The sequence below is a fragment of the Gaiella sp. genome (assembly GCF_035558935.1).
GTDB lineage: Bacteria > Actinomycetota > Thermoleophilia > Gaiellales > Gaiellaceae > Gaiella.
The window spans coordinates 14665-38617 of record NZ_DATMBZ010000089.1; the positions used below are offsets into that span (position 1 = coordinate 14665).

Sequence of the window (23953 nt, forward strand, 5' to 3'; positions counted from 1 at the left end):
ACGATGGCAACGGCGGCGGAGGACGTCGCCCGCCCGCAGGACGTCGTCGTCCGGCGCGACGTGAAGCAGCGCCGCGACTGGTCGAAGTGGGTGCTCGGCGCGTACTTCATGCTCTTCCTGTTCTTCCTCTACATCCCGATGATCCTGATGGCGATCCTCTCGTTCCAGGGGGACACGGGCCAGCTTACGTTCCCGTTTCGCGGGCCGATCAGCCTCGACTGGTGGAGGACCCTCTGGGACACGGACCTCTTCAACACGATCGCCGAGGACGTGAGCGCGTCGGGCCGCCAGTCCCTCTGGCTCTCGCTCGTCGCGGGAGTGCTCGTCGCCGTGTTCGGCTTCTCGCTCTCGATGGCCTTCCGCCGCCGCTGGCGCCTCAAGGGCGACGTCGTCGCGTTCTTCATCCTCATGCTCGCGCTGATGACGCCGGCGTTCCTCGTCGGCCTCGGCAACCAGCTGCTCTGGAAGTTCATGGGGTTCACGCCGAACCTCTGGTACACGGCGCTCGGCGCGAACGTGATCTGGGGCATTCCCTTCTCGTTCCTCGTCATGCTGGCGGTCTGGAACCGGTACGACCGCCACGTCGAGGAGGCGGCGAGAGACCTCGGTGCGAACGGGCCGACGACGTTCCGCGAGGTCACGCTCCCCCTCGTCTGGACGGGGATCTTCGGCAGCTTCCTCTTCGGCTTCACCCTCACCTGGAACGACTTCGACCGCACGATCCTGCTGCAGAGCGGGTACGAGGCCCAGCCGCTGCCGATCCTGATCGGCACCTGGCCGCAGAGCCGGCCGATCCTGCCGAACCTCTACGCCCTGGGCGCGGGGACGACCGCGGTCACGCTCGCGATCATCGCTGTCGTCCTCATCGCGGGCACCGTCCGACTCCGCAAACGTGGCGCGCCGATCCACAGCGTGGAGGAGGAGTTCGGCGTGGAGCCCGGCGGCGGCATCCGCGTCGAGGCCGTCGACCCGGCGAGCCGGTAGTTCGCGGCCGCTCGGCCTACGACGCCGTGCGCGGCGAGCGCTTCGCGAAGTCGTCCGCGATCTCGTCGAACGTCGCCCAGCGGACGCCGTCGTGGCGGTTGATGTGCTCGATGATGCGCTCGTGCATCGCCAGGACCGCGGGGCGTCCGCTCACGTCGGGGTGGATCGTCATCGTGTAGACCGCGTAGTCGTACTCGCGGTAGACCCAGTCGAACTGGTCGAGCCAGAGCTGCTCGATGTCCCGCGGGTTGACGAACCCGTGGCTGTTCGGCGAGGTCTTGATGAACATCATCGGCGGCAGGTCGTCGAGGTACCAGCTCGCCGGGATCTCGATCAGGTCCGTCTCCTCGCCGCGCTCGAGCGGGTGCATCCACTCGTCGGCCCGCTTCGAGTAGTCGATCTTCGTCCACGAGTCGCCCACGCGGACGTAGTACGGCTCGAAGTCCTTGTGCATGAGCGAGTGGTCGTACTTGATCCCGCGCTCGAGCAGGAGCTCGTTCGTGACGTTGGAGAACTCCCACCACGGGGCGACGTAGCCCGTCGGGCGTTTGCCGGAGACGCGCTCCACGAGGTCGATGCACTTGTCGAGCACCGCAGTCTCCTGCTCGCGCGTCATCGCGATCGGGTTCTCGTGCGAGTACCCGTGGATCCCGACCTCGTGCCCTGCAGAGACGACCTGCTCGGTCTCCGCGGGGAACGTCTCGATCGAGTGGCCCGGAATGAACCACGTCGTCTTGAGCTCGTGGCGGCGGAACAGCTCCAGCAGGCGCGGCGTCCCGATCTCGCCCGCGAAGAGGCCGCGCGAGATGTCGTCGGGCGAGTTCTCGCCTCCGTACGACCCGAGCCACCCGGCGACGGCGTCGACGTCGACGCCATAGGCGACGAAGATCTCCTTGGCCATCGTTGCCTCCCGTTCGTATCGAGCTGGACGCGCTGACTGCTACAAGACGACTCTAGTGTGTTCGCTCTGCGGAGTGATGGCGAAGGAGCACTGGGCGGAGAGCGGTGAGGGCGCCCGGGGCCGTGTCCTTCGCGCAACGGCTCTGAACCGCGTGCTCGGCCACTACGGCCTCGAGGTCGCGGCATGGTCGGGTGGGGCGTACGTGCTCCGCGACCGCAAGGGCGGGACGGCGGTCGTCTCCGACCTGGGCGCCGTGTGGATCGAGGCCGAGCGGTTGCACGGCGCTCCGCTCGACCCGCTGGATCCGGGGCTGGTGGCCGCGCTCTCGGCATGACGACGCCTGTCTTCCTCGTGACGGGGCAGCTCGGCAGCGGCAAGACGACGCTCATCTCGAGACTGCTCCAGCGCCCCGAGCTCGGCGAGACGGCGGTGATCGTGAACGAGCTCGGCGAGGTCGGGATCGACCACCATCTCCTGCGCCGCGTCGACGAGCGGACGGTGCTGCTCTCGAGCGGCTGCGTGTGCTGCGTCCTCCGCGGCGACCTGTCCGACGAGCTCCGCAGCCTGCTCGACCTGCGCGACGCCGGAGCGATCCCGCCGTTCCGGCGGGTCGTGATCGAGACGACCGGAGTCGCAGAGCCGGCGCCGATCGTCCAGACGCTGCTCGCGGATCCTCTGCTGCCGCACCACTACGCGGTGGGAGCGATCGTCGTCACGGTCGACGGGGAGCACGGCCTCCACGGCGACGAGGCGCTCCACCAGGTCGCCGCGGCGGACACCCTCGTCCTCACGAAGGCCGACGTGGTCGGCCCGCACGACCTGGAGGCGCTGGAGGACGAGCTCGAACGGCTCAATCCGACGGCCCGCGCGATCCGCGCCTCGTTCGGCGAGGTCGAGCCCGAGTTCCTGCTCACCGCCTCCGCCCGCGACGTGCGCGAGCTCGCGCGGACAAACGGGCACGCGCATCCCGACGGCGTCGAGGCGGTCGTGCTGACCCTCGATCGCACCGTCGACTGGACGGCGTTCGGCATCTGGCTGACGATGCTGCTGCACGCGCGCGGGACGTCGATCCTGCGGGTCAAGGGCCTGCTCGACACGGGCGGCGAGGGCCCGTTGCTCGTCAACTGCGTGCGGCACGCCGTCCATCCGCCGCTGCATCTCGACGGGTGGCCGGACGACGACCGGCGCTCCCGCCTCGTCGTGATCGGACAGGACGTCGACCGCGACGCCCTCGAGCGCTCGCTCCGCGCGTTCGTCACGGATGCCCCCTCGCCGCTGCCTCCGGCAGCAGGCGGCTTCAGGGGTGTGCCCCGCCCGTAGGGGCGGGGATAGTTGCGGATCGGGATCCGCGCGAGCGGATTCCGATCCCGCAGGCTAGTAGGAGCGCGGCATGCCGAGCACGTGCTGGCCGATGTACGCGAGGATCAGGTTCGTCGAGACCGGCGCGACCTGGTACAGCCGCGTCTCGCGGAACTTCCGCTCGATGTCGTACTCCTCCGCGAAGCCGAAGCCGCCGTGCGTGTCGAGGCAGGCGTTCGCCGCGGCCCAGGAGGCGTCGGCCGCGAGCAGCTTCGCCATGTTCGCCTCGGGCCCGCACGGGAGCCCCTCCTCGTAGAGCCAAGCTGCCTTGTACCGGACGAGATCGGCCGCCTCGATCTGCGCGTGCGCACGGGCGATCGGGAACTGGACGCCCTGGTTCGCGCCGATCGGCCTGCCGAACACGACCCGCTCGCCCGCGTACGCGGTCGCCCTCTCCACGAACCACCGCCCGTCGCCGATGCACTCGGCCGCAATGAGCACGCGCTCGGCGTTCATCCCGTCGAGGATGTAGCGGAAGCCCCGGCCCTCCTCGCCGACGAGGTCTTCGTCCGGGACGACGACCCTGTCGAGGAAGATCTCGGTCGTCGCGTGGTTCATCAGCGTCCTGATCGGGCGGATCGTCATCGTCCCGTCCGCGACGGCCCGCTTCATGTCGACGAGGAAGGTCGACAGCCCCTCCGTGCGCTTCTCGACCCTGTCGGCCGGTGTCGAGCGGGCGAGGAGGAGCATCAGGTCGGAGTGCTCCGCCCGTGACGTCCAGAGCTTCTGTCCGCTGATCGACCAGCCGCCCTCGACACGCGTCGCGGTCGTCTGGAGCGCCGTCGTGTCGGAGCCGACGCTCGGCTCGGTCACACCGAACGCCTGCAGTCGCAGCTCGCCGGAGGCGATGCGGGGGAGGTAGCGCTCCTTCTGGGCGCCGGAGCCGTGGCGGAGGATCGTCCCCATCGTGTACATCTGCGCGTGGCAGGCGCCGGAGTTGCAGCCGGACGCGTTGATCTCCTCGAGGATCACGCTCGCCGCCGTGAGCGAGAGCCCCGCGCCGCCGTACTCCTCGGGGATCAGAGCCGCCAGCCAACCGGCCTCCGTCAGGGCGGCGACGAACTCCTCGGGGTAGCGGTCGGGCTCGAGCGCGCGCCAGTACTCCCCGGGGAAGCGACGGCACAGCTCGCGCACGGCCGAGCGGATCTCGGCCAGCTCGGGAGGCTGCTCGAAGTTCACGCGGTGCGTTCGAGGAGGCGGCGGGCGATGATCAGCTGCTGGATCTCGTTCGAGCCCTCGCCGATCAGGAGCAGCGGCGCGTCGCGGTAGTAGCGCTCGGGGCGGTACTCCGTCGAGTACCCGTAGCCCCCGTGGATCCGCATGCAGTCGAGGGCGTTCTCCTGGGCCGCCTCGGTCGCGAAGAACTTGGCCATGCCGGCCTCGAGGTCGGCCCGGTCGCCGGACGCCTTCTTCCGCGCCGCCTCGACCGTGAGCAGGCGGGCCGCCTCGGTCCGCGTCGCCATCTTCGCGAGCATCAGCTGCACCGCCTGGTGACCCGCGATCGGCTTGCCGAACGCCTCCCGTTCGCGCGCATACGCGAGGGCGTCGTCGAGCGCCGCCCTGGCGATGCCCACGCCGCGCGCGGCGACGTTCACCCGACCGACCTCGATGCCGCTCATGAAGTACTTGAACCCCTGCCCGACGCCGTCGCCGCCGCCGAGGACGCTGGAGGCAGGCGTGCGGAAACCGTCGAACACGAGCTCGGTCGACTCGACGCCCTTGTAGCCGAGCTTCGGCAGCCCGGGCATCGGGATCGTGAGCCCGGGCGGGCTCGTCTCGGGCTCCTTCTCGACGATGAAGCCGGTCATCCCCGCGTGCGCCGGCTCGGCCTGCGGATCGGTCTTCGCGAGCAGCATCACGATCCCGGAACGCCAGCCGTTCGTCACCCACAGCTTCTGGCCGGTGAGGACGTACTCGTCGCCCTCGCGGACGGCCATCGTGCGGATCGCCTGCACGTCGGAGCCGGCGTGCGGCTCGGTCATCGAGAACGACGAGCGGAGCTCCCCCGACGCGAGCCGGGGTAGGTAGCGGCGACGCTGCTCCTCGGTCCCGTGGAGGCGGATCATGGTCGCCGCGATGAACGAGCCGTTGAGGATCCCCGAGAGCGTCACCCATCCGCGCGAGAGCTCCATCACGATCAGCGCGTAGGTGTCGAGCCCGAGGCCGAGGCCGCCGTACTCCTCGGGGATCGTCGTCCCGAAGAGCCCCATCGTCCGCATCGTCTCGACCATCGTCTCCGGGTACTCGTCGTCGTGCTCCAGCCGCGAGGCGACCGGCACGACGTCGCGGTCGACGAAGTCGCGGACGGCGGCGACGATCTCCGTCTGCTCGGCGGTGACGGTCACGCCGTGACGGGGTCGGGGACGGTGAGCGGAGCGAGCGCGGCGGCCACGTCGTCCAGCTCGTCGAGTGAGAGGAGCGCCTCCTCGAGCGCCTCGACGGCAGCGTCCGGCAGCGCGAGGGAGGCGTTCTCGCGGAACTTCTCGCGTACCTCGTCGGGCGTGAGCGGGCTCTCCGGCCCGCCCCTCTGGTACGGGAAGTCCGCCTCGAGCGACGACCCGTCGGCCAGTCGTACGACGGCGCCGCCCGGGAACGCCTGGGGATACGTGGGGTACTCCTTCGTCTCGTAGCGCACCTTGCGGGCGACCTCGAGCACGGCCGGGTCGGCGATCGCCTCGTCCGTGAAGTCCGCGACCGAGACGTGGCCGCGGACGAGCAGCGACGCGAGCGAGTACTGGAGCGAGAACTTGCCCTCGTATTCCGAGCGGGGCGCCATCTTCTCCGCGACCGGCTCGAGGACGAGCGAGACGCCGGCTTCGGGCACGCTGACGAGCACGTCTTCGATCTCTTCCGGGGCGAACGTCCTCGCGCCGGCGCCCTCCGCCGCGGCGCCGAGGGCGCCGTGCATGAAATGGCAAACGGGGAACGGCTTGTAGGCGATGCGCGGCGTCTCCCAGCGCGTCCCGAGGTCGGCCAGCTGACCCTCGATGTCGATCTCTCCCTCCTCCGCGCCGACGAACGCGTGGTACAGGCCGAACTTCCCCTCGAGCACCGAGGGCGGCCCCGCCGCGCCGTGGGCCGCGAGGCGCGCTGCAATGTGCGCGCCGTGCGCCGCCCAGGCGGGATGCATGGGCTTCGTCGGCGTCCCGTCGGCGAGGTACGCGAACAGGCCGCCCGCGAACGAACCGGCGATCCCGAGCGCGCTGGCGGCGACGGTCTGGTCGACGCGGCCCAGCCTCCCCACCGCCGCGACGCCGCCGAAGATCCCGCAGATCGCGGTGGGGTGGAACCCGCGCGCGTGGAACGCGCCCGATGCGGCCATGCCGATGCGGCAGACGACCTCGTTGCCGGCGACGATCGCCGCGAGCGCGTCACGGCCGCTCGCGCCGAGCTGCTCCGCCGCGGCGAGCGCGGCCGGCGCGACCACCGTCGAGACGTGACTGACCGAGTCGGAGTGCGTGTCGTCGTAGTCGAGCCCGTGACAGAGCATCGCGTTCGCGAAGGCTGCGTTCGCGGCCGGCAGGCGCGTCTGGGTGCCGATTACCGTCGCCTCCGCTTGGCCGCCGAGCTCGCCCATCGTCGCACGACCCTCGTGCGCGACTCCGGTCGCATGCGCCGCGAGCCCGCAGCCGATCACGTCGAGGACGTGCAGCTTGGCGTCGGCGCGGACGGCCTCGGGGACGTCGTCGGCCTCGAGCCGTGTCGCCCACGCGGCGATTCTCTGCGCGGCGGTCATCAGACCGTCCACTCCGCGTCGGTGTGCGGGAACCGGTCGGCCACCTCGGGGGCGCCGCGGCGGTACGCCATGAACGTCCGCCGGAACTCGATCACGACCTCGCCGCGCTGGTTGACGCCGCGGCAGCGCATGGAGACGATGCCGACGCTCGGGTTGGACGCGGACTCCCGGACGGCGAGGATCTCGCTCTCGGCGTGCAGCGTGTCGCCCTCGAAGACGGGCTTCGGCAGCTTGATGTCGGTCCACTCGAGGTTGGCGGCCGCGTTCTCGCTCGTGTCCGGGACGGTCAGGCCGGTCACGACAGCGAGCGTGAAGGCGCTGTTGACGAGCGGCTGCTCGAACCGGGTGCCGGCGGCGTACCGCTCGTCGAAGTGCATCGGGTTCGTGTTCATCGTGAGGCAGGTGAACCAGATGTTGTCCGTCCGGGTGACCGTGCGGCCGAACCGGCTCCGATAGACGTCGCCGACGGCGAAGTCCTCGTAGAAGCGTCCGCGCCACTCCTTCGGCGCGGCCTGGGTCTCACTCGGCATGCAGGACGCTCCTCTTCTCGTCGTTCAACAACTCCCGCGCACGCTCGGCGACGGGCGCGTCGATCATGTCGCCGTCGAGGGCGACGACGCCGCGCCCTTCGCCGACCGCGCGGTCGTAGGCGGCGACGATCTCGCGCGCACGCCGAAGCTCGCCCGCCGTCGGAGCGAAGGCTTCGTGCGTCGGCGCGATCTGGTCGGGATGGACGAGCGCCTTGCCGCGGAGGCCGAGCGACCGTGCGACGGCGCAGTCGCGCGCGAGCCCCTCCAGGTCGCGGACGTCGACCCAGACCCGGTCCACGGGGCCGCGCAGTCCGGCCGCCGCGGAGTCGACGACGAGCGACGAGCGCGCGAAGAGGATCTCCTGCCCGTCCTCGCGCTCCTCGAGGCCGAGGTCGAGACCGAGGTCGACCGCGCCAAGGAGCAGTACGGCCACCCGCTCGTGTGAGGCGATCTCGAACGCGTCCCGTAGTCCCCGCGCCGTCTCGACGATCGCGACGATCGGCGTGTCGACGCGGTCGCCGACGGCCCGGATCGCGGGCGCGGTGGCCTTCGGCACGACGATCCCGTCGAGGCCTATGGCTCCCAATGCGGCGACGTCCGCGTCGTGCCACTCGGTGTCGATCCCGTTGACCCGCAGAAGGCGCAGAGAGTCGGTTCCGACATCGCCGAGCAGTCGCGTCGCGACGTCGCGCGCCGCATCCTTCTCCTCGCACGCGACGGCGTCCTCGAGGTCGGCGACCACCGCGTCTGCGCCCGACTCGAGCGCCCTCACGAGCTTCCGCTCCTCGCTCCCCGGCGCGAAGAGGAACGAGCGTGCGGTTTGAAGAGAGGCCATCGCTTTGGAAGAATTGCGAATGTCTGACTTAAACACTAACGGGTTCCGGAGGGAGGAGCGAAGCGTGAAGGCCGTCGTCTTCCACGAGTTCGGCAACGCCGGCGTGCTCCGTGTCGAGGAGCACCCCGACCCTTCTCCGGGGCCGGGCGAGGTGACCGTCGATGTCACCGCCTCGGCGCTCAACCACCTCGACGTCGACGTCAGGGAGGGCGTCTCGCGCTTTCCCATCGAGCTTCCCCACACGCCCGGTGTCGAGCCGGTCGGACGCATCGCCACGCTCGGCGAGGGCGTCGAGGGATGGTCGGTCGGAGACCGCGTCGCCGTGTACCTGATCGCGACCTGCGGCCGGTGCGTCTACTGCCGGACGGGCCGCGAGTCGCTCTGCACTGCACCGGACTGGTTCGTGGGCATGGGCTCGCCGGGCGCGTACGCGGAGCGCGTGATCTGCAAGGCGGCGCAGCTGATCCGGATCCCGGACGGCGTCACCGACGTCGAGGCGGCCGCCAGCAACATCGCGTTCGGCACGGCGTGGCACATGCTGATCACGAGGGCGAGGCTGCGGGCAGGCGAGACCGTGCTCGTGAGCTCCGTGGGCAGCGGGATCGGCTCCGCCGCCGTCCAGGTCGCGAAGCACGCGGGGGCGTTCGTGATCGGCACGTCCAGCCGCGCCGACAAGCTCGAGAAGGCGACGGATCTCGGGCTCGACGTCGGGATCGACTACACGACGCAGGACGTCGTCGAGGAGGTGCTCCGTCACACCGACGGGGAGGGTGTGGACGTCGTCTACGAGCACTGCGGTGGCGAGCTGTTCCAGCACGGCCTCGACTCGTTGAAGAAGGACGGCCGGCTCGTCGTGTGCGGGGCGCACAGCGGCGAAGTCGTCGACTTCGACATCATCCCGTTCTTCCGCCGGCAGCTCTCGGTGATCGGCTCGTTCGTCTTCGACCGCAACGAGCTGGCGACCGTCTTCGAGCTGATCGCGCGCGGCGCGCTGAAGCCCCAGGTCGCCGCGACCTTTCCACTCGAGGAGGCTGCGAAGGCGATGGAGCTCATGGAGAGCCGCGAGTTCTTCGGAAAGATCGTCCTCACTGCGGGAGGTGGCGCATGAAGCGGATCGGCGTCGACGTCGGCGGCACGTTCACCGACCTCATCTACGTCGACGACGAAGCGGGCGTGATCCGGGTCCACAAGCTTCCGACGACGCCCGACGATCCCTCGCAGGGGACGATCCAGGGCCTGAAGGAGCTCGCCGCCGCGGCGGGTGCGGAGCCGTCGTCCTTGGATCAGGTCTTCCACGGAACGACGATCGCCACCAACATCGTGATCGAGCACACCGGCGCGCGGGTCGGGATGCTGACGACCGAGGGCTACCGGGACATCCTCCACATCGCGCGGCACAAGAAGCCGCTCAACTTCTCGAACTACCAGGATCTCCCGTGGCAGGCGTATCCGGTCGTGCGGCGCCGCGACCGGCTGACCGTTCCGGAGCGGGTCACGGGCGACGGCGCCGTGCTGGTGCCGCTCGACGAGGAGCGGGCGCGAGAGCAGGTTCGCGCGTTGAAGGAGGCTGGTGTCGAGGCCGTCTGCGTCTGCTTCCTGTTCTCGTTCTTGAACCCGGACCACGAGCGGCGCGTCGCGGAGATCGTGCGCGAGGAGTTCCCCGAGGCGTTCCTCTCGGTGTCGTCCGAGGTGCTGCCTCAGTACCGGGAGTACGAGCGTTTCTCGACCGTCGGCCTCAACGCCTACGTCGGCCCGAAGGTCGCGTCGTACGTCGCCCGCCTCGGCGAGGAGCTCGAGGCGCTCGGCGTCCGTTCGGGGCTGCACCTGATGACGTCGGCGTCCGGCGTGGCGACGTCCGAGGCGGCGATCCGCCGGCCCGTCAACCTCCTGATGTCGGGCCCGGTGGCGGGCGTCGTCGGTGGGATCTGGGCGGGGAAGCAGGCGGGTTACGACAACGTCATCACGCTCGACGTCGGGGGCACGTCGGCCGACATCGGACTGGCCCAGGAGGGCCGGCTGCGGATGAAGCACCTGCTCGACACGAAGGTCGGCCCGTACCAGGCGATGATCCCGATGGTCGACGTCGACACGATCGGCGCCGGCGGGGGCTCGATCGCCTACGTCGACGCGGGTGGGATCTACCGCGTCGGCCCCCGCTCGGCGGGCGCGGTGCCCGGCCCCGCCGCGTACGGGCGTGGCGGCACCCAGGCGACCGCCACGGACGCGCTCGTCAATCTCGGCTGGTTGCTTCCCGAGGCATTCCTCGGCGGCGGGATGTCGCTCGACGCCGAGAAGGCGCGCGCGGCGTTCGCCGACGGCCCGGCCGCCGCGCTCGGCATGAGCGTCGAGGAGGCCTCGATGGGTGCGGTGCAGATCCTCACGCACTCGATGGTGCAGTCGATCGAGGAGAACTCGGTGCGAAAGGGATTCGACCCGCGCGACTTCGCGCTCGTCGCCGAGGGCGGCGCCGGCCCGGTCTTCGCCGTCCCGATCGCGCTCGAGGTCGGCACCCCGAACGTCGTCGTGCCGCCGCACCCCGGCATCGCAGCCGCGATGGGGCTCGTCGCGACGGACATGGTGTACGAGTACGGGGCGACGACCTACCAGCGGCTCTCGAAGCTCGATGCGGCGAGCCTGCAATCCCGCTTCGAGGAGCTCGAGGCGCTGGCCGCCGCCCAGTTCGCGGACGACGGCATCGAGGCCGACCGCATCGTGATCCAGCGCATCGCGGAGGCCCGGTACCTCGGTCAGGGGTACGAGCTGCGGGTCGACGTCGGCTCCGGCGCGATCGACGAGGCGTGGGTCGAGCGGCTGCGGGCGGACTTCCACGACATCCACGAGCGCGAGTACTCGCGGCGCTTCGAGGAGTCGGACATCGAGGTGCCGAACATCCGCGTCCGCGGGATCGGCCTCATGCCCGAGCTGTCGACGCCGGAGGTGCAGGCGGGAGATGCCTCGGCCGACCACGCGCTCCGCCACGAGGGCGAGGCATGGTTCCTCGTCGAGGGCTCGCTCGAGCAGGTGCCGACGCGCTACTACGACCGGGAGGCGCTCGAGGCGGGCAACCGCCTGGTCGGCCCCGCGATCGTGAACCAGTACGACTCGACCACGGTGATCCCACCGGGCGTCGAGGCGCACGTCGACCGCTTCGGGAACATCGTGATCGAGGTCGGCGTCTCGGCCGGGGTCAGGGCAGGCTCCGCCGCAACCGTCACCGCGAGCGAGGGGGTGTGACCGTGTCGACCGTCGAATACGAGCTGGGCAAGCACCCGGGGCCGCCGGAGCTCGAGCGGGTCGAGGTCGACCCGATCACGATGCGCGTCCTCGGCGGCGCGTTCCACGCCATCGCGAAGGAGATGTCGGGGGTCCTGTTCCGGATGTCCTACTCGTCGATCATCCGCGAGTCGGAGGACCTCGGCGCCGGGATCTTCGACGCCCTGGGCCGTGAGCTCTGCGAGTCCGACTCGACGCCGATGCACATCGGCTCGCTCCCGTGGTACATCCGCGGCTTCATGCGCCACCTCGAGGGGAAGATCGTCGAGGGGGACGTGATCATCCACAACCACCCGTACTACGGGGCCTCCCACAGCCCGGACATCGCGGTCGCGGTGCCGATCTTCTGGGAGGGCGAGCTCCAGGGGTTCGCGGCGGTGACGGCGCACGTCCTCGACGTGGGCGGGTCGTTCCCGGGGATCAACGCCGACGCGTTCGACATGTACGCGGAGGCGAAGATCTACGACGGCCTCCGCTGGTATCAGGCGGGCGAGCTCAACGAGGACCTCGACCGGATGGTCTTCGACAACGTCCGCACCGCGACGATGAACCGCGGCGACATGAACGCGATGATGGCCGCGTGCCAGCTCGGGCGCGACCGCATGCTGCGGCTCTACGAGCGCTACGGCGTCGACACGGTGATGAGCGCCGCGTACGACTGGATGGACTACAGCGAGGCGATGCTCCGCGAGCAGATCCGCGCACTCCCCGACGGCGAGTACACGGCCCCGACGGGCTGGCTCGACGACGACGCGCGGAACCGTGACGTCCGCCTCCGGATCGAGACGAAGGTGATCGTCGACGGCGACGAGATCACGATCGACCTCACCGGCTCGAACGCGGAGGTGCCGACCGGCTACAACGTCCCGTACGAGGGCTCGCTCCTCGTCGGCGCGTACTACGCGGTGCGCACGATCCTCCTCGACGAGGTGACGTTTCCCGAGCATGTGCCGCAGAACGACGGCGTCTTCCGGCCCGTGAAGGTGATCGCCCCGAAGGGCACGATCTACAACCCGACGTTCCCGCGGGCGTGCTTCTCGCGCTTCTGCCAGGTGCAGCGGGTGGTCGACAACACGATCCTCGCGCTCGCGGACGCGCTTCCGGAGGGCGTCACGGCCGGGAACTCGGCCGGGATCCACTTCTGTGCCTACTCGGGCTTCTCCGAGGAGATGGGCGAGTACTGGCTCTACCTGGAGGTGAACGAGGGCGCGTACGGCGGGCGCCACGGCAAGGACGCGATGGACTCGGTCGACAACCTGATGGCGAACACGCGCAACAACCCGATCGAGGAGCTCGACCTCCGCTTCCCGATCCGCTGCGACCAGTACGAGCTCCGGCCGGAGCCCGCGGCTCCGGGGCGCTGGCGCGGCGGGATCGGGATCATCCGGCGAAACCGGTTCCTCGTCGACGGGGTCTACTCGTGCGAGGGCGACCGGCAGACCGACCCGCCCCGCGGCATCTTCGGGGGCTGGGACGGGCTCGTCGCCTCGTGCCGGAAGAATCCCGACACGGCGCAGCAGGAGATCCTGCCGGCGAAGGTGACCGGCGTCCCGTTCGCGGCCGGCGAGTTCATCGAGTTCCGCGAGCCGAACGCCGCGGGGTACGGCGACCCGCTCGACCGGCCCCCGGGCGACGTGCGGGAGGACGTGCTCGACGACTTCACGACGATCGCGCTCGCGCGCGACGCCTACGGTGTCGTCTTCGCCGACGAGCGGACGCTCGAGATCGACGCCGCCGCGACGGAGGCGCTGCGCGGCGAGCTGCGGAACAGCCGCTCGGTGACGTCGCTCACCGACTACTTCGCCGCCGAGCTGCCGCCTTCGACGAAGCCGGTGTCGATCGCCGGGAATGCCGAGTTCGGGATGACGTGACAGAGGCCCGCCGAGAGCGGAGGGAGGAGCCACGGCTACCCCTCCGCCGCGTCCGCAAGAGCTACGAGCAGGTCGCCGACCAGCTGCGCGAGCTGATCGTCACCGGTGAGCTCCCGCAGGGCGGCCGGCTGCCGACCGAGACCGAGCTCGCGCGCTCGCTCGGGGTCAGCCGGGCGACCGTCCGCGAGGCGCTTCGCCTTCTCGCCGCCCAGGGGCTCGTGCGGACCGCGAAGGGCCAGACCGGCGGGAGCTACGTGACGCTGCCGACCGTCGACCACATCTCGGAGTCGCTCAGCTCGAACATCGCGCTGCTCGCGGACGCCCGCGACCTGACGCTGGAGGAGCTGATCGAGGTCCGGATGCTGCTCGAGGTGCCGGCGGCACGGCTTGCCGCGAGGCGGCGGGCCGAGGGCGACCTCGAACGGCTCCGGGCGACGATCCCGCCCGACCGGCCCGTGCTCGACACGCAGGTCGAGTTCGTCCACAACCGCGACTTCCACGCGACGCTGATCGAGTGCTGCGACAACCGGCTGCTGCAGATCGCAGCGCAGCCGGTCTTCTCCGCGCTGCAGACGAGCCTGTCCCGCTCGGGCCTGCCGCGCGTGTTCCACCGCTCGATCCACGCGCATCACGCCCGCATCGTCGAGGCGGTCGAGGCGGGCGACGAGGCCGGTGCCGCCGCGGAGATGCACGCGCATCTCTCGTTCCTCGTCCCCTACTACGAGAAGGCGTGGAAGGCGGCGCGGCTGCCGCTGGCCGCGGGCGCATGAGTCTCCCCCTCGCGGACGTCCGGATCCTTGCCGTGGAGCAGTTCGGGGCCGGGCCGTGGGGCACCCTGCAGTTGGCCGACCTCGGTGCGGACGTCGTGAAGCTCGAGGACCCCGCGTCGAACGGGGACGTCGGGCGCTACGTGCCGCCGTTTCAGGAGGACGAGGACTCGCTCTTCTTCGAGACGTTCAATCGCGGCAAGCGGAGCATCTCGCTCGACCTCCGCCATCCCGATGCCCGCGCGGTGCTGCACGACCTGGTGCGCGCCTGCGATGCCGTGTACTCGAACCTCCGTGGAGACCAGCCGCGCAAGCTCGGACTCACGTACGACCAGCTGAAGCATGTGAACCCGCGGATCGTGTGCTGCTCGCTCTCGGGCTTCGGGATGACGGGGCCCCGCGCCACCGAGGGCGGCTACGACTACATGATGCAGGGGCTTGCGGGCTGGCAGAGCCTCACCGGGGAGCCCGGTGGCCCCCCGACGAAGAGCGGGCTCTCGCTCGTCGACCTCTCCGGCGGCTACGCCTCGGTGATCGCGCTGCTCGCGGGCGTCTGGCGCGCGCGGCGCGACGGCGTCGGCTGCGACTGCGACGTCTCGCTGTTCGAGACCGCGCTGCACGAGCTGATGTACATCGGCCCCTGGGCGGCGACGCACGGATTCGTGCCGCCCCGCAGGCACAACTCCGCCCACCCGACGATCGTCCCCTTCCAGAACTTCGAGGCCGCGGACGGCTGGTTCGTCGTCGGCGCCGCGAAGCAGGTGTTCTGGGAGCGCCTCTGCGAGGTGATCGGCAGGCCCGACCTGCTCGAGGACGAGCGGTTCGCGTCGATGGCGGGCCGGAACGAGCATCGCGACGCACTCCTGCCGGAGCTGGACGAGGCGTTCCGCTCGCGGACGGTCGACGAGTGGGTCGGCGCACTCGTCGCCGCCGGCGTGCCCGCCTCGCGGATCAACTCCGTCGAGGAGGCTCTCGTCGATCCCCAGACCGAGGCGCGCGGAGCGGTCGTCGAGCACGACCACCCGTCGCTCGGGCGCGTCCGCTCGATCCGTACGCCGCTCCGGCTCTCGGAGGGCGGCACGTCGCTCGAACGGCCGGCCCAGCGCGGGCCGTTCCGGGGCGAGCACACGGAGGAGGTGCTCGTGGAGCTCTGCGGCTACAGCCCCGAGCGCGTGCGCGAGCTCGAGCACGCGGGCGTCTTCGGCGAGCGGGTGACCGCGTCGTGAGCGAGACGGCGCGCGACCTCGTCGGCTACGGGGGCAGCCCACCCGATCCCCGCTGGCCCGAGGGCAAGCGCGTCGCGCTGAACCTTGTCCTGAACTACGAGGAGGGCGGCGAGTCGACGCCGCTCGACGGCGACCCGGCCTCCGAGGCGTACCTCCACGAGGTGATCGGCGCTCCGGCGACGGTCGGCCGCCGCAACCTCAACACCGAGTCGATGTTCGAGTTCGGCAGCCGGGTCGGGTTCTGGCGCGTCCACCGCCTCGTCACGTCCTTCGGCATCCCGCTCACCGTGTTCGGCGTCGGCCAGGCGCTCGAGCGAAACCCCGGGGCGGCAAGGGCGATGGCGGACGCCGGCTGGGAGGTGGCGAGCCACGGCTGGCGCTGGATCGACTACGGCGAATTTCCGCCGGAGGAGGAGCGCGCGCACCTCGAGCGCTCGGTCGCCACGATCGAGCGCGTGTGCGGACAACGGCCGGTCGGCTGGTACACGGGACGCGGGTCGGACGCGACCCGCCGGCTCGTCGTCGAGCACGGCGGCTTCCTCTACGACTCGGACTCGTATGCGGACGAGCTGCCGTTCTGGCTCGACGTCGGCGGCACGGAGCACCTCGTCGTCCCCTACACCCTCGACGCGAACGACTTCAAGTTCCTGCTCTCGAACGGGTTCGTGACCGCAGACGACTTCGCGACGTACCTGATCGACTCGCTCGAGGAGCTCCGTGCGGACGGCGGCCGGCTGATGTCGGTCGGGCTCCACTGCCGGATCGTCGGCCGGCCCGGCCGCATCGCCGGGCTGCGCCGGTTCCTCGAGCACGTCGCGGCCTGCGACGACGTCTGGGTCGCGACCCGGGCGGACATCGCCCGCCACTGGCGGGCCGAGCATCCAGCGCCAGGAGGTGCGTGATGACCGATGCCGACGCGGTGCGTGCAGCACTGCAGACGATCTTCGAGGCCGATACCGGCATCTACCAGACGCGGGGCTTCCAGCGCCGCGTCGGCTACGGGAGCCGGCCGGCGCTCGTCCACATCGACCTCGCAAACGCCTGGACGAGGCCCGGCCACGCGTTCTCGTGCGAGGGAATGGAGACGATCATCCCGGCCGTGCAGGCGCTCAACGAGGCCGGCCGCGCGAAGGGGATCCCCGTCGTCTACACGACGACCGCCTACCAGGACGTCGACGGCCCGAACTCGGACATTGGCCTCTGGGGCCGCAAGATCCCGTGCGAGCTCCTCCCGTTGGGAAGCGAGGACGTCGAGATCGACAGCCGGATCGCCCCGGCGGACGGCGAGCTCGTGCTCGTGAAGAAGTGCGCGAGCGGCTTCCACGGCACGAACCTCGCGAGCTACCTGAACGCCCACGGCGTCGACACGGTGATCGTCACCGGCGTCACCATGGCGGGCTGCGTGCGGCACACGACCGAGGACGCGATCGCGCAGGGCTTTCGCCCGATCGTCGTCCGCGAGGCCGTCGGCGACCGCGTCCCAGGCGTCGTCGAGTGGAACCTGTTCGACATCGACGCGAAGTTCGGCGACGTCGAGGCGCTCGAGGACGTCCTGTCCTACCTCGACGGCATCGCGCCGTTCACCAGCCGTGTGGCCCGACTAGAAGGGGCAGTTGCGGCGCCGTGAGGCGACGCCTTCGGGGATGTGCCCCGCCAAAGGCGGGGATCAAGCCGCAGGATTCGGCTCCTGCCGAATCCTGCTTGGCGAGCGAAGGCCGAGCGGGGGTGATGAGCCAGGCGACGGCGTAGGAGGCGTCCACCGAAGCGGCGACACGATCGCCGGAGAGATCTCGACCGAAGGGAGTCCATGATGGCCACCACCCCTGCGACCTGGTCCCGCGAGGCGCTCGCCGCCGCGCCGCAGAGCTACTTCGACGCGGTCGACGCGATGGACGTCGACGCCGTGCTCGCGCATTTCGCCGAGGACGCGACGCTGACCGTGCAGACCGACCACGTGACGTTCGACGGCGCCGCCGAGATCCGCCGGATGTTCACCGACTTCTTCGCGAGCTCGAAGACGATCCGCCACGAGATCCGGAACATCGTCGTCGAGGAAACGGCGGGGAAGGTCGCGACCGAGCAGGGCTACATCGGCGAGCTGCAGGACGGCTCGCAGAACGACATGCACAACTGCAACTTCTTCGACTTCGACGCCGAGGGGAAGTTCGAGCGCGTGATCATCTGGATGGCGGGGACGAACCCGCTCCACTGACCGCAGGGACTCAGCGAGCGTCGGCGTCGTCCGACAACGCGGCCTCGAAGAACGAGGAGACGATGCGCACGGCCTCGTCCGGGCACTCGAGCAGGTCGGCATGGCCGATGTCGGGGAACTCGTGCGTCGTGATCGCGGAGTTGAGCTCCGCCATCCTGCGCGCCCCGAGCCCGGACGGGGCGAGCACCGGCGGGCAGAGGATGTCGTGAGTCCCGTTCGTCATGAGCAGCGGCCGCTCGATCATCGGCACGAGCGGCGAGAGGTCCATCTGCTCCATCGCGAGGCATGCCTGGCGCACCGTGTAGGGGTCGTTGACGCCGATCACGGAGCGCACGGTCGCGAACGTGTCCTTGCCCGCCTCGCTCTCGAGGAACGCGGCGCCGACCGCCTGCGTCGTGACGTGGTCCGAGAAGTCGTCCCACGGCATCGACTCCGCCATCCGGCGCCAGACCCGGAACAGCGTCGCCCGGTAGACGTCCGGCTTCGCGAACGCCACGTCGGCGCATGCCGCGATCGTTCGTGCGCCGTGGGTCGCAGCGAACGCGATCGCGATCATCCCGCCCATCGACGTGCCGTGGACGAGAACGCGGTCGAGCCCGAGCGCGTCGAGCAGCTTCGCCCCGTCGTCGGCCCAGCCCTCGATCGTGTACCACTCGCGTGGGCTCGTCGACGCGCCGTAGCCGCGCGCGTCGAAGGAGAGGAGCCGAAAGCCGCGCTCGCGGAAGCCGTCGTTGACGAAGCCGAAGTTGTGCCGGCCGAAGAGCCCGCCGCCGAACTGGATCACGACCGGCCCGTCCTCGGGCCCGGTCAGCTCGTAGTACAGCCGGATGCCGTCGTCGACCTGCGCGTACGGCACGGCCTCAGTCCCAGGAGCGGCCGACGCGGTCCCAGGCGACGTCGCTCGGGAGCCACTCGGTGTTGATCCGCGAGAGGAGGCGCTCGACCTTCGCCGACCCGCACGTCGGGCACGGGGGCGCGGGCTTGTCCGAGGTCGAGAGGAACTCCTCGAACTTCTCGCCGCAGCCCTCGCAGCGATACTCGTAGACGGGCATGGAACCGGAGTCTAGCCTCGTCCCCTCGCTCGACGAGCTCCGCGCTCTGGCGCGCGCGCAGGGTGTCGAGCCGACCGACGCCGACCTCGAAGGCGTGCTGGGCTTCCTCCGTACGGTCCTTCCGTCGCTCCGCGAGCTCGAGGAGGCGACGCAGCGGGACGTCCCGCCGGCGGGTATGTACCTCCCGGACCCGGAGGCGACGTGACGCTCGTAGCGCTCGCCGCCGCGATCGAGCGGGGCGACCTGTCGCCGCGCGAGGCCGTCGAGGACGCGCTCGACCGGATCGAGCGCCGCGACGCGGCGTACAACTCCTTCATCACCGTGCGGGCCGAGGAGGCGCTGGCCGAGGCCGACGCGCTCCCGGCGAAGACGGGTCCTCTGCACGGCGTGCCGATCGGCGTGAAGGACGTGATCGACGTCGCGGGCACCCTCACGACTGCGGCGTCGAAGGTCCTCGCCGACAACGTCGCCACGGCCGACGCGACCGTCGTCATGCGGCTCAGGCGCGCGGGCGCCGTCATCGTCGGCAAGCTCAACACGCACGAGTTCGCCTGGGGCGCATCGACCACGAGCGAGGCGTTCGGCCCGGCACGGAACCCGTGGGACACCGAGCGGATCTGCGGCGGCTCGAGCGGCGGCAGCGGCGCGGCCGTCGCCGCAGGCCTCGTTCCCGGCGCGCTCGGCACCGACACGGCGGGGTCCGTGCGCATCCCCGCAGCGCTCTGCGGCGTCACGGGAATCCGGCCGACGACCGGGCGTGTCCCGAATCGCGGCGTGATCCCCGTCTCGTGGACGTACGACACCGTCGGCCCGCTCGCACGCACGGCCGAGGACTGTGCGCTCCTCCTCGACGTGATCGCCGGGCCCGACCCGACGGACGCCTCGACCACCCCCTCGATGGCGGAGCCCTGCCTCGACGGGATCGAGCGCGGCGTCGACGGGCTTCGGGTCGGAGTCGTCTCGCACCTCCTCGACGGCGTTCCGCTCGACCCCCGCGTCGGGACTGCCGTCGAGGAGGCGATCGGCGAGCTGGCGTCTCTCGGCGCGACCGTCGAACGGGTCGACGCCCGGTTCCTCCGCCGCGCCGAGGTCGTCCAGCAGCTCGTGATGCTTCCCGAGGCGGCCGAGGCGCACCTGCCCTGGCTCCGCACGCGTCTCGCCGACTACGGAGCGGACGTCCGCGCGCGCCTCCTGGCGGGGCTGCTCCTCCCGTCGTCGGCCCCCGTCACCGGGCAGCGCGCCCGCCGCGCGCTCGCGCACGAGGCCCGGCCGTTGTTCGAGCGCTACGACGTGCTCGCGGCGCCCGAGATGCCGATCGTCGCGCCGAGGATCGGCGAGGACCCCGTCGAGGTCGGGGGGGAGCGGATCGCCTACCGGCTCTCGCTCATCCCGTTCAACTCGCCCTGGAGCTGCCTCGGGGTGCCCACCGTGAGCGTCCCGTGCGGCCTCGTCGGCGGTCTCCCCGTCGGGCTCGCGCTGACCGGCCGCCGGCTCGGCGAGGCGACCGTGCTGCGCGTCGCGCACGCCTTTCAGCAGGCGACCGACTGGCACGAGCGGCGGCCTCCGGATGCCGTTTGACGTCGCGGAGCGCGGGAGCGTATACACCATTCAGCAGCGACCGAAAGGGGACACAGAATGTCCGTGCTGATCAAGGGCGGCCGCATCCTCACCGCCAGCGACGACTATTTCGGCGACGTCTTCGTCGACGACGGGAGGGTTGCGCTGCTCGGGAGCTCCCTCGACGTCACGGCGGACAAGGTGATCGACGCGAGCGGCAAGATCGTGATGCCGGGGGCGATCGACCCGCACACGCACATCGAGATGTTCTTCGGCGGGACGACGACGTGCGACGACTTCACGTCCGGCACGACGTCCGCGGCCTTCGGCGGCACGACGACGCTGATCGACTTCTGCATGCAGACTCCGGGCGACACGTTCGCGCAGGCGCTCGAGAAGTACCACGAGAAGATCACGCGCTGCCCACCCGTGATCGACGTCGGGTTCCACATCGGCGTCACCGACCTGCACACCGGCGGCACGCTCGAGGACCTCGCGAAGCTGCCCGACGAGGGCGTCACGTCCTACAAGGTCTTCATGGCCTACAAGGGCGCAGTGATGGTCGACGACGAGACGCTGTTCAAGGTGCTGCGCACGGCGCACCAGACGGGCGGGCTCGTGATGGTGCACGCGGAGAACGGCGACGCGATCGACATCATCGTCAAGGAGACCGTCGCGGCGGGCAACACCGACCCCGTCTGGCACGCGCGCAGCCGGCCGATGGAGACCGAGGCTGAGGCGACGAACCGCGCGATCCAGCTCGCGCGCGTCGCCGATGCGCCGCTGTATGTCGTCCACGTCTCCTGCCAGCCGTCCGTCGAGCCGATCGCGCTCGCCCGGGAGAAGGGCTGGAAGATCTGGGGCGAGACGTGCACCCAGTACCTGTTCATCGACGAGACGATGATGGAGAAGCCGAACTGGGAGGGCGCGAAGTACATCTACACGCCTCCGCCGCGGCCCAAGGAGCACCAGGAGCACCTCTGGAAGGCGATCACGACCGACGTGCTCTCGGCCGTCTCGACCGACCACTGTCCGTTCAACTGGCCCGACCAGAAGGGGATCAACGGTCGCGAGTTCCAGGTCGTCCCGAACGGCGGCCCCGGGATCGAGAACCGGCTCCACATGCTCTGGACGCACGGTGTGCGGACGGGCCGGATCACGCCCAACCGCTTCGTCGAGCTCGTCTCGACGAACGTCGCCAAGCTGTTCGGCCTCTACCCGCGGAAGGGCACGATCGCCCCGGGCTCCGACGCCGACATCGTCGTCTGGGATCCGGAGAAGAAGCTCACGATCTCGGCGGCGACCCACCACACGAACGTCAACTACAACCTGTTCGAGGGCGAGCAGGTGACCGGCGCTCCGGAGGTCGTGCTCGTCCGCGGTCAGGTGATCGTCGAGGACGACGAGCTGGTCGCCGAGCCGGGCGCGGGGCAGTTCGTCAAGCGGGCGCGCTTCGGCGAGGAGCTGCTCGCCGCGCCGGCCGCGGCCGTCTGATGTCGGACGAGGAAGCACGCGCCGTCTACGCGCAGGCGGGCCTGGGGGCGAGCGTGACGCTCGGCTCCCGGCCCGCCGTGCTCGTCGTCGACTTCTCGTGCGGATTCACCGACCCCGCGTGCGCCCTCGGCTCCGACCTCACCCCGCAGGTCGAGGCGACGCGCCGGCTGCTCGACGCCGCACGCGACAGGGGGCTGCCCGTCGTCTTCACGACCATCGGGTTCGACGCGAGCCTGAAGGACGGCGGCCTGTGGCTCCAGAAGGTGCCGACGCTCGGCGACCTCCAGCTCGGCGGCCCCTGGGTCGAGATCGACGAGCGGCTCGGCCGGCGCGAGGGCGAGACCGTGATCGTGAAGAAGGGCGCCTCGGGGTTCTTCGGCACGAACCTCGCGTCCGTGCTCGTCTCACAGGGGGTCGACTCGGTCATCCTCTGCGGCGCGACCACGAGCGGCTGCATCCGCGCGACGGCGATCGACCTCCTGCAGTACGGCTGGCCCACGATCGTGCCGCGGGAGTGCGTCGGCGACCGGGCGCAGGCGCCGCACGACGCGAACCTGTTCGACATCCAGGCGAAGTACGCGGACGTCGTCTCCGTCGAGGACGCGATCGCGTACCTCGAGAGCGTCCCGGTACCCGTGGCCTGAGCCCGGACTCAGCGCACGACGCCGACGATCGCACCGCCGGCGACGACGAGCAGTCCCGCGACGACGGTCCGCCGCCCGATCGCCTCGCTCCGGTGGAAGAAGAGCGCCGCGAAGAGGATGCCCCAGAGCGACTGCGTGGCGTTCAAGGGCGCCACGATCCCCACCCTGCCGCGGTCGAACGCGGTGACGAGCGCCGCGTACGCCAGTCCGAACAGCAGCCCCGCCGGTGCGAACGAGGGAAGCGCGACCCGTAGCGCCCTCTGCAGCTCGCTCCTCCGCGTCGCGACCGCGAACGCCACCGTCACGAGCGCAGCCGCCAGAAGCGAGGCGGCAGAGGCCTGGAGCGCGGGAACGTCGGCGTCCCGTGCGACCCAGCGCACTGCGTTGTCGCGGAGCGCGAAGAGCACGGCGCAGGCGAGCGCGAAGGCGACGCCGACGACCCGGAAGTCGACCGGCCTCCGGCGTTCGGCCGCGAGGACGACGCCCCCGGCGACGACGAGGGCGGTCGCGACGATCAGCGCGGGCTCGAACGGCTCGTCGAGCAGGGCGAGCGCAAGGAGCACCGACAGGAGCGGCGCCGTGCCGAAGAGGATCGCGGCGCGGGACGGGCCGGCGGCGCGGACCGCGTAGGTGAAGACGATCTGGGACACACCGGGCACGAGCGCGCCGATCGCGAAGAACCGCAAGAGGTCGCCGGAATCGGTCTCGTCGGCGATCGTCGGAAGCGCGAGCAGCGCTCCGGCCGTGAACGCGATCGTGATCACGGTCGCGGCGCCCACCACCGGGTCCCCGCCGCGCACGAGCCCCCACCGCACCGCCACGGTCATCGCCCCGAACAGCGCCCCTGCGAGGACGCCGAGAAGGACGGCGTCCACCTACGCTCGTGCGGTGCGGCGACGTTGCCCGGCCATCGCGGCGATCATCGCCGAGTGACGACCCGCCCGTCGTCGGAGGCGTGCCACGGCGGCGGACGTTCGACTAGCGAGTGAGCGCGACGATCGCGTTCAACATGATCTCCGCCGCGAGCGCGGCGTCGGCCGGTTCCGCGTGCTCTGCCGGATGGTGACTGATCCCGTCGCGGCAGGGAACGAAGACCATCGCGCTCGGCACGCGGGCGGCGACGCACATCGTGTCGTGGGCGGCCCCGGAGTGCATCGTCATCGCGGGCTCCCCCGTCGCCGCCGCGGCCTCCTCCAGCGCTGCGACGACGCCGGGGTCGAGGCGGGTCGCAGCGAGCGTCTGACGGGGCGTGACGTCGGCGGTCATCCCGCGTCGCTCCGCCGCCACCGTCGCAAACGCGCCGATGTCGCGCGCGACGCCCTGGAAGCGGTCGTCGTCGGGGCCGCGGATGTCGAGGGAGAGCCGCACCTGCGCCGCGATCGCGTTGATCAGGCCCGGGTCGGCCTCCAGCTCGCCGACGGTCCCCACGGTGCCGCCGCCGGCGGCTCGCGCGAGACGCTCCAGCTCCACGATCGTCTCGGCGAGCGGCAGGGTCGGGTCGAGGCGGAGGTC

General features: G+C 70.8%; 25 protein-coding genes. 15 read left to right on the plus strand and 10 right to left on the minus strand.

Annotated elements, in window-relative coordinates; translation table 11 throughout:
* Positions 1 to 3: 3 nt before the first annotated feature.
* A complete protein-coding gene (locus tag VNM44_RS08595; protein WP_325625059.1) occupies positions 4 to 984 on the plus strand; it encodes an ABC transporter permease in 981 nt (326 codons plus the stop codon).
* 16 nt (positions 985 to 1000) lie between these two features.
* On the opposite strand, the gene VNM44_RS08600 is transcribed toward VNM44_RS08595, so the two are convergent.
* Positions 1001 to 1885: a polysaccharide deacetylase gene (locus VNM44_RS08600; protein ID WP_325625062.1), complete on the minus strand. Its 885-nt coding sequence runs from the start codon at positions 1883 to 1885 to the stop codon at positions 1001 to 1003.
* Positions 1886 to 1961: 76 nt separating this feature from the next.
* Between VNM44_RS08600 and VNM44_RS08605 the strand changes: the two genes are divergently transcribed.
* Both VNM44_RS08605 and VNM44_RS08610 read left to right on the plus strand, forming a co-directional pair.
* A complete protein-coding gene (locus VNM44_RS08605) occupies positions 1962 to 2219 on the plus strand; it encodes a hypothetical protein (RefSeq protein ID WP_325625065.1) in 258 nt (85 codons plus the stop codon).
* Entirely contained in the window at positions 2216 to 3205 is a 990-nt protein-coding gene (locus tag VNM44_RS08610; RefSeq protein WP_325625067.1) for a GTP-binding protein, read from the plus strand. Before VNM44_RS08605 ends, VNM44_RS08610 begins: the two co-directional genes overlap by 4 nt.
* A gap of 54 nt (positions 3206 to 3259) precedes the next feature.
* On the opposite strand, the gene VNM44_RS08615 is transcribed toward VNM44_RS08610, so the two are convergent.
* The 5 genes from VNM44_RS08615 to VNM44_RS08635 are packed head-to-tail and all read right to left on the minus strand — an operon-like array spanning position 3260 to position 8345.
* Positions 3260 to 4423 (minus strand): acyl-CoA dehydrogenase family protein, encoded by a 1164-nt coding sequence (locus tag VNM44_RS08615; RefSeq protein WP_325625069.1) that lies wholly within the window; start codon positions 4421 to 4423, stop codon positions 3260 to 3262.
* Entirely contained in the window at positions 4420 to 5589 is a 1170-nt protein-coding gene (locus VNM44_RS08620) for an acyl-CoA dehydrogenase family protein (protein ID WP_325625071.1), read from the minus strand. Before VNM44_RS08620 ends, VNM44_RS08615 begins: the two co-directional genes overlap by 4 nt.
* On the minus strand, positions 5586 to 6980 hold the full coding sequence (locus tag VNM44_RS08625) for an MmgE/PrpD family protein (RefSeq protein WP_325625074.1): 1395 nt from the start codon (positions 6978 to 6980) through the stop codon (positions 5586 to 5588). The genes VNM44_RS08620 and VNM44_RS08625 overlap by 4 nt, the downstream gene beginning before the upstream one ends.
* Positions 6980 to 7510, minus strand: coding sequence for a MaoC family dehydratase (locus VNM44_RS08630; protein ID WP_325625076.1), 531 nt, complete (start codon positions 7508 to 7510; stop codon positions 6980 to 6982). Before VNM44_RS08630 ends, VNM44_RS08625 begins: the two co-directional genes overlap by 1 nt.
* Positions 7500 to 8345 (minus strand): CoA ester lyase, encoded by an 846-nt coding sequence (locus VNM44_RS08635; protein ID WP_325625078.1) that lies wholly within the window; start codon positions 8343 to 8345, stop codon positions 7500 to 7502. Before VNM44_RS08635 ends, VNM44_RS08630 begins: the two co-directional genes overlap by 11 nt.
* A 64-nt stretch (positions 8346 to 8409) precedes the next feature.
* On the opposite strand from VNM44_RS08635, the gene VNM44_RS08640 reads away from it, so the two are divergent.
* The 8 genes from VNM44_RS08640 to VNM44_RS08675 all read left to right on the plus strand — a co-directional run bounded on the left by VNM44_RS08640 (position 8410) and on the right by VNM44_RS08675 (position 17694).
* Positions 8410 to 9453, plus strand: a complete 1044-nt coding sequence (locus VNM44_RS08640) for a zinc-binding dehydrogenase (RefSeq protein WP_325625081.1) — start codon at positions 8410 to 8412, stop codon at positions 9451 to 9453.
* Positions 9450 to 11579: a hydantoinase/oxoprolinase family protein gene (locus VNM44_RS08645; protein ID WP_325625085.1), complete on the plus strand. Its 2130-nt coding sequence runs from the start codon at positions 9450 to 9452 to the stop codon at positions 11577 to 11579. The genes VNM44_RS08640 and VNM44_RS08645 overlap by 4 nt, the downstream gene beginning before the upstream one ends.
* 2 nt (positions 11580 to 11581) lie before the next feature.
* A complete protein-coding gene (locus tag VNM44_RS08650; protein ID WP_325625087.1) occupies positions 11582 to 13489 on the plus strand; it encodes a hydantoinase B/oxoprolinase family protein in 1908 nt (635 codons plus the stop codon).
* The gene (locus tag VNM44_RS08655; protein ID WP_325625089.1) at positions 13486 to 14259 is read left to right on the plus strand and encodes a FadR/GntR family transcriptional regulator; all 774 of its coding nucleotides are present in this window, start codon (positions 13486 to 13488) and stop codon (positions 14257 to 14259) included. The genes VNM44_RS08650 and VNM44_RS08655 overlap by 4 nt, the downstream gene beginning before the upstream one ends.
* Positions 14256 to 15482, plus strand: coding sequence for a CoA transferase (locus tag VNM44_RS08660; protein WP_325625093.1), 1227 nt, complete (start codon positions 14256 to 14258; stop codon positions 15480 to 15482). The genes VNM44_RS08655 and VNM44_RS08660 overlap by 4 nt, the downstream gene beginning before the upstream one ends.
* A complete protein-coding gene (gene puuE, locus VNM44_RS08665) occupies positions 15479 to 16384 on the plus strand; it encodes an allantoinase PuuE (protein WP_325625095.1) in 906 nt (301 codons plus the stop codon). Before VNM44_RS08660 ends, puuE begins: the two co-directional genes overlap by 4 nt.
* Positions 16384 to 17109, plus strand: a complete 726-nt coding sequence (locus VNM44_RS08670) for an isochorismatase family protein (RefSeq protein ID WP_325625098.1) — start codon at positions 16384 to 16386, stop codon at positions 17107 to 17109. The genes puuE and VNM44_RS08670 overlap by 1 nt, the downstream gene beginning before the upstream one ends.
* A 183-nt stretch (positions 17110 to 17292) precedes the next feature.
* On the plus strand, positions 17293 to 17694 hold the full coding sequence (locus VNM44_RS08675) for a nuclear transport factor 2 family protein (protein ID WP_325625101.1): 402 nt from the start codon (positions 17293 to 17295) through the stop codon (positions 17692 to 17694).
* 10 nt (positions 17695 to 17704) lie between these two features.
* Here VNM44_RS08675 and VNM44_RS08680 read toward each other — a convergent pair whose 3' ends face one another.
* A complete protein-coding gene (locus tag VNM44_RS08680; RefSeq protein ID WP_325625104.1) occupies positions 17705 to 18550 on the minus strand; it encodes an alpha/beta hydrolase in 846 nt (281 codons plus the stop codon).
* A 4-nt stretch (positions 18551 to 18554) separates the two neighbouring features.
* Positions 18555 to 18746 carry a zinc ribbon domain-containing protein gene (locus VNM44_RS08685; RefSeq protein ID WP_325625106.1) on the minus strand — a complete coding sequence of 64 codons (192 nt, stop codon included), beginning with the start codon at positions 18744 to 18746 and terminating at the stop codon, positions 18555 to 18557.
* On the opposite strand from VNM44_RS08685, the gene VNM44_RS08690 reads away from it, so the two are divergent.
* Genes VNM44_RS08690 through VNM44_RS08705 form a run of 4 tightly spaced genes read left to right on the plus strand, consistent with a single transcriptional unit; the run spans position 18745 to position 22441 of the window.
* Positions 18745 to 18951: a hypothetical protein gene (locus VNM44_RS08690; RefSeq protein ID WP_325625108.1), complete on the plus strand. Its 207-nt coding sequence runs from the start codon at positions 18745 to 18747 to the stop codon at positions 18949 to 18951. The genes VNM44_RS08685 and VNM44_RS08690 overlap by 2 nt on opposite strands.
* Complete coding sequence (locus tag VNM44_RS08695; protein WP_325625110.1) at positions 18948 to 20324, plus strand: amidase; 1377 nt, start codon at positions 18948 to 18950, stop codon at positions 20322 to 20324. The genes VNM44_RS08690 and VNM44_RS08695 overlap by 4 nt, the downstream gene beginning before the upstream one ends.
* A gap of 57 nt (positions 20325 to 20381) precedes the next feature.
* Positions 20382 to 21797 (plus strand): dihydropyrimidinase, encoded by a 1416-nt coding sequence (hydA, locus tag VNM44_RS08700; protein ID WP_325625116.1) that lies wholly within the window; start codon positions 20382 to 20384, stop codon positions 21795 to 21797.
* On the plus strand, positions 21797 to 22441 hold the full coding sequence (locus VNM44_RS08705; protein WP_325625120.1) for an isochorismatase family protein: 645 nt from the start codon (positions 21797 to 21799) through the stop codon (positions 22439 to 22441). Before hydA ends, VNM44_RS08705 begins: the two co-directional genes overlap by 1 nt.
* Before the next feature lie 8 nt (positions 22442 to 22449).
* Here VNM44_RS08705 and VNM44_RS08710 read toward each other — a convergent pair whose 3' ends face one another.
* The gene (locus tag VNM44_RS08710; RefSeq protein WP_325625123.1) at positions 22450 to 23316 is read right to left on the minus strand and encodes a DMT family transporter; all 867 of its coding nucleotides are present in this window, start codon (positions 23314 to 23316) and stop codon (positions 22450 to 22452) included.
* A gap of 103 nt (positions 23317 to 23419) precedes the next feature.
* The coding region (locus VNM44_RS08715) for a M20/M25/M40 family metallo-hydrolase (RefSeq protein WP_325625125.1) at positions 23420 to 23953 on the minus strand (534 nt) is incomplete at its 5' end.

Excerpts from the sequence above, each read along its gene's own strand:
- VNM44_RS08595 (WP_325625059.1), top strand. The coding sequence starts at position 4 with ATGGCAACGGCGGCGGAGGACGTCGCCCGCCCGCAGGACGTCGTCGTC.
- VNM44_RS08600 (WP_325625062.1), bottom strand. The coding sequence starts at position 1,885 with ATGGCCAAGGAGATCTTCGTCGCCTATGGCGTCGACGTCGACGCCGTC.
- VNM44_RS08605 (WP_325625065.1), top strand. The coding sequence starts at position 1,962 with ATGGCGAAGGAGCACTGGGCGGAGAGCGGTGAGGGCGCCCGGGGCCGT.
- VNM44_RS08610 (WP_325625067.1), top strand. The coding sequence starts at position 2,216 with ATGACGACGCCTGTCTTCCTCGTGACGGGGCAGCTCGGCAGCGGCAAG.
- VNM44_RS08625 (WP_325625074.1), bottom strand. The coding sequence starts at position 6,980 with ATGACCGCCGCGCAGAGAATCGCCGCGTGGGCGACACGGCTCGAGGCC.
- VNM44_RS08630 (WP_325625076.1), bottom strand. The coding sequence starts at position 7,510 with ATGCCGAGTGAGACCCAGGCCGCGCCGAAGGAGTGGCGCGGACGCTTC.
- VNM44_RS08635 (WP_325625078.1), bottom strand. The coding sequence starts at position 8,345 with ATGGCCTCTCTTCAAACCGCACGCTCGTTCCTCTTCGCGCCGGGGAGC.
- VNM44_RS08645 (WP_325625085.1), top strand. The coding sequence starts at position 9,450 with ATGAAGCGGATCGGCGTCGACGTCGGCGGCACGTTCACCGACCTCATC.
- VNM44_RS08660 (WP_325625093.1), top strand. The coding sequence starts at position 14,256 with ATGAGTCTCCCCCTCGCGGACGTCCGGATCCTTGCCGTGGAGCAGTTC.
- VNM44_RS08670 (WP_325625098.1), top strand. The coding sequence starts at position 16,384 with ATGACCGATGCCGACGCGGTGCGTGCAGCACTGCAGACGATCTTCGAG.
- VNM44_RS08675 (WP_325625101.1), top strand. The coding sequence starts at position 17,293 with ATGGCCACCACCCCTGCGACCTGGTCCCGCGAGGCGCTCGCCGCCGCG.
- VNM44_RS08690 (WP_325625108.1), top strand. The coding sequence starts at position 18,745 with ATGGAACCGGAGTCTAGCCTCGTCCCCTCGCTCGACGAGCTCCGCGCT.
- VNM44_RS08685 (WP_325625106.1), bottom strand. The coding sequence starts at position 18,746 with ATGCCCGTCTACGAGTATCGCTGCGAGGGCTGCGGCGAGAAGTTCGAG.
- hydA (WP_325625116.1), top strand. The coding sequence starts at position 20,382 with ATGTCCGTGCTGATCAAGGGCGGCCGCATCCTCACCGCCAGCGACGAC.
- VNM44_RS08705 (WP_325625120.1), top strand. The coding sequence starts at position 21,797 with ATGTCGGACGAGGAAGCACGCGCCGTCTACGCGCAGGCGGGCCTGGGG.